The sequence below is a fragment of the Mesorhizobium sp. M7A.F.Ca.AU.001.01.1.1 genome, assembly GCF_004022735.1.
Lineage (GTDB): Bacteria > Pseudomonadota > Alphaproteobacteria > Rhizobiales > Rhizobiaceae > Mesorhizobium > Mesorhizobium ciceri.
This window is the reverse complement of record NZ_RZPF01000640.1, coordinates 1-3,843: the sequence shown is the minus strand read 5'-3', so window position 1 is coordinate 3,843 and position 3,843 is coordinate 1. Positions and strand designations below refer to the sequence as shown.

Here is a 3,843-nt window from a genome sequence, read left to right as displayed (position 1 = left end):
GCGCCGTCATTTGGCACGAACGGCCGAGGCACAGACCGCTGCTGCTGTTGGTTGATCAGGCGAGAATGCCGCTCGAACGGGGCGGCGTTTTCGTTGCCCCGGACCCCTCCGACTGCCTCTTCTCAAAAGCTGTTCCATTGCGCGGAGCAAAGTCACGATTCAGAAGGGAGTCTCGCGTGGCATCGGTCGTGCGGCAACGCGAAATCCATCGACCTTCATTCAAATGTTCCGTTGACGAAAAAACACGACCCGCCAGGACTGAACCAGGACGGGCCGTCTTGTTGATGCGATCACTCTTGGCTCAGAGGTCCTTCCGCGAAGAGATCGTTCACCTTGTAGGCGACCTCCGTGCGGTTGGTCGCCTTCAATTTCTTCATGATGTTTCGGATGTGAACCTTCACAGTGCTTTCGCGAAGGTTCAGTTCGTGGGCGATGATCTTGTTCGCCTTGCCGCGTCGCAGTGCCTGGGCGACCTCTGCCTGCCTGAGCGTGAACATGCCCGTCAAGGGCCGGGCGTCGCAGTTGCCTGATTTTATCAGGTGCCGCATGGAAAGGACACTACTGGCCGGAACGAAGATGCCTCCGGCTGCAGCCAAGTTGATCGCCTCGACACACACATCGATCCCGACCGAAGTCGGAATGTAACCGCGTGCGCCGCATTCGAGAGCCGTCAGCACCTGTGCAAGATCTTCGGTGTCGGCCAGGATGACCACCGGAACGGCCTTGAACTCGGACGAAATATGCCTGATTTCTTCTGCAATGCCGTGATCGGTGACCTTCCGGCCGCCGAGGTTGAAGAGTATGGTTGAAAGGGGAGAAGCCGAACCCTTCCTTATGCGCCATTCCTCGATCGAACCCATGGCGACGACCACCATGCCCAATTCATGATCCTCAAGCGCCGAAGCGAGACACTCGCGGTCCAAGGCCCTCCCGTCCAGCATGAGAAGGTATTGCTTACCTGCTTCTTGGTGGAGATTTTCTGTGCCGCTGGACGGAACTCTTGATCGATTTGACGAACCGTAACTGTGCAGTCCTGCTGTAGAAACCATACCGATACTCACCCTTCCCCAACGAAGGTACCTGTGGCGCCCGATAAGTGCCCTTTCTTAGAATTGGAAGTTTTGGTACCCGACCCCTTTTCCACGCTCAAGGCTGATTGCGAACCTCAAGCAACGTGGCTGCTGACATCTAAAGCAGCCTCGGGAGTGTAGGAGCTATTTATTAGCATTCTCTAACATAAGTTAATTTTTTCGGTAAATTTTTACGTTGAGAAGACGGGACTCCAAACTGGTTTGACCCGCGCGAGCGGCCCGAACTAAGGCGCATGCCCGTGCCGCACCAGGCTATAGATATCCTCGGTTACCGCGCACTGTGTTGGTTGCACGCGCTCTTGCGATTAATTCGGCGGGTCTCATACGATAGGCGGTGGTTGGGTTTGCTCGCACCTCCTGACAACGCTGCATCATACCTCCAAAAGCTTCGTTGACGATGTATACACCACGCTGAACAGTGGATTGCCGGCGTCTGCTCGAGCTTACGCTGCCTGTCTGCGAACAAATGCGGAGACAGGATAGGGGAGCCACCGCCGCCCAACGCCCCATGGCTCCCCTATCGCTCCGCATGGCGACCCACTTCCGAAATTTGATTTTTGAACGGCAAGCACGATCCGCCTGCAGGGCATGGCTGACGTCGGCAGATGAAGCGGTTCATCGTGAGCCTTCGCCAGACAACGTCCGGGTCTCAGGCGGTCCCCAGGGGGTTTGCTTCGCATAGCTGCTGAAAATCCAGAACCGTCCCGTCAGTCTGGATCTCGGCTTCGAATGCCTCGATCAGCCTTTTGGCGGCTTTGCTGGCAATGTGCGAATCGGGGTAAGTTGCCTCCACTACGCGCGCGCGCTCGTAGACTTCCCTGAATTGCCTGACCTGCTTGGGACCGAATACGCGATGTACAACCTGAGTGGTCATACCGCTTCTCCTCCTGGTGGCGGAACTTGAATTAACCTGCCCGTTGTCAAGCGCGCGCATGATTTCATCATCGGCACAGGATTACAACTGAAAGCCCAACAAGCCTGCGCCGGTATTGTAAGATACCAATTTCCTTGGTCGAGGCGTTCTTTAGTAGCGTTCGCTCGATTGCGAGTTAGCCGTTTGCAGGAGGCAAGGTCGCATGGTGAAGATTGCCAGAACCGCTGACCAGCCTTCGTGACGCCTTGCTCGAAACAAAAAAGCCAGGAGGCTTTGCCTACTCATCCCGATGCCGCCCAGGCATTACGCGAAGCTGGCGTCGTCATTGGCCATTCGGTGCTGATCGTGGTTGACATCGACCGGGAAGGAGATCTCAGCGGTTACGGCATCGCTCGGCCCCCTGTCGCAAGCAATCCTCATAATGATGGGTGGTTGCTGGGCTACAGAGGGGGCCCGTATCCTTCAGAAAAGAGGGGCGAGCAACGATTTCGGGTCGGGGGCGCCGGTCACCCGTAGCACGAGGCCCATGGTTGCTACTCGATGCTCAGGCCTGCCACACGATTCATTTATGATCTTTCAAGGGGAACCAAGAGTGCTTGGGCAGAGCGATATCCAATCGGCTGGGGGCTCAACGAAGACCGGACGAAGCGACTGGCACTGTAGGTCGCGGATTTACGATTTTGGTAATCGATGGAGGCCATCAGAGGGAAGGGGAGGCGGTGTTGGTCATCGAACGACACTACATCGCACCGGGCAAGTCGATGTGTTGAAAGCTTCGGCCCGCCTGCGTCGGCGCAACAACGGAGGCTCGGTCGAAATGGGAAATAACCCATCCGCGCATCCCGTTGATACGCAATGCAATCATACCGTCAAAAGGGCTAACTCCGAAATGCGGTGGGGAGAACCCGCCACCTTAATCATAATGGAGGAGCCGACACTATCGACATGGCTGTGGTATTTTGTCTGCCGGGTCACGTAAAGGAGCGGTGAGTGGAACAGGTCACGACTTGCTGGGCCAGTCAGCTGGCGGAAGGACGCCTCAATGGTTTCGTGCCAATCCAACAACAGCGCTCAACGATGGCTGGACTTGAATCCGAGCGCGCCGAGAGGCATGCCAAGGCTTGTGGGTTGAGACGGCTTCGGTCCTACGCCCAGTGGCTCGTGCCAGATGATCTGGCCGTGTTCATTGAAGAGATCGATTGTTCCGCAGTCTTCGGGCGTGACGGCAAGTTGCTGGGGAAGAGGCATCCATGGTCTCGGACGGACTAAGGGCTAACGCCGCACAAGCGGCCGAATTTCTGGAGGTGCTGGGCAATGCGCGGCGGCTGCACATTTTGAGCTTGCTGCTCGACTATGAATTGCCGGATCGCAAAATTCGCGAACGGCTTAATATTAGCCGGACAGCCTCGTGGCACCACCTAGCCAAGCTCCGGGAAGTTGGGCTCGTAAAAATCCGCCGGGACGGCCGGAATGTATATTTTTCCTCTGAAAATCGAGCGGTACGCGATCTGCTTTGCAATTGGAATGTCGTGGTTGCTGTCCAGCAGTCTGGGCAAGCGGTTCCGCCCGGTGGCGGTGCCTTGGCGGTGACATGCCAGGATCTTGTGCACTCGGCCCCCGGTCTGGAAAACCGAGTTTGTCAAAGCGCCAGCGAGTCCCGGAGCGACGAGTGATTATCCCCAGGAATCTCGGTTAGACACCGTTGGATCGAGAAGATCACCCGCGCGATTGTTGCCACCCGCGGGTTTTCTCTGCGGCGTCAGCCCCCGGATCGCGAAACGGCTGACGCATACCCTGTGGATTGGCGAATGCCGCCGACTATGGTCGCGCTATCGACGCGCCCGATTGAACCTCGGTACTCCGACTTGCGCTATAAAC

Annotated in this window: 3 protein-coding genes; 1 reads left to right on the top strand and 2 read right to left on the bottom strand. The window is 56.9% G+C overall.

Translation table 11 applies throughout. From position 1 onward, the window contains the following. Positions 1 to 290 precede the first annotated feature (290 nt). Both EN884_RS28865 and EN884_RS28860 read right to left on the bottom strand, forming a co-directional pair. Positions 291 to 941, bottom strand: coding sequence for a response regulator transcription factor (locus EN884_RS28865; protein WP_244514482.1), 651 nt, complete (start codon positions 939 to 941; stop codon positions 291 to 293). 799 nt (positions 942 to 1,740) lie between these two features. Next, complete coding sequence (locus EN884_RS28860; RefSeq protein WP_024505842.1) at positions 1,741 to 1,965, bottom strand: hypothetical protein; 225 nt, start codon at positions 1,963 to 1,965, stop codon at positions 1,741 to 1,743. Positions 1,966 to 3,215: 1,250 nt separating this feature from the next. On the opposite strand from EN884_RS28860, the gene EN884_RS28855 reads away from it, so the two are divergent. Beyond that, entirely contained in the window at positions 3,216 to 3,638 is a 423-nt protein-coding gene (locus tag EN884_RS28855; RefSeq protein WP_063170839.1) for a metalloregulator ArsR/SmtB family transcription factor, read from the top strand. Positions 3,639 to 3,843 lie beyond the last annotated feature (205 nt).